Here is a 262-nt window from a genome sequence, read left to right on the forward strand (position 1 = left end):
TCGACCGTTCCGCAGCGCCCGGGGAACGCCTGCCTGTCGTGGTCGTGGGCGCCGGAGCAATGGGCGGCGAGTGGAGCCGGATGCTCGCGCAGTCCCCGCACGCCGTCGTCGCCGGCGTCGTCGACCTGGATGTGGAGCTCGCCGCGTCGACGGTCGCGTCGGCCGGTCTGGACGGCGTCGCAGTGGGCAACTCCGTCTCGGAGATCGCCGAACGCGCGGGCGCTGCGGCCGTGATCAACGTCACCGTGCCGCAGGCGCACCG

General features: G+C 74.0%; 1 protein-coding gene. It reads left to right on the forward strand.

Annotated features, from left to right (window positions below; all coding sequences use genetic code 11):
- Window positions 1-59: 59 nt before the first annotated feature.
- Window positions 60-262 (forward strand): hypothetical protein (locus tag SB717_RS37025; RefSeq protein WP_410908076.1); only part of this gene is annotated, 203 nt, incomplete at its 3' end.

Source organism: Priestia sp. SIMBA_032 (assembly GCF_046535215.1).
Classification (GTDB): domain Bacteria; phylum Bacillota; class Bacilli; order Bacillales; family Bacillaceae_H; genus Priestia; species Priestia aryabhattai.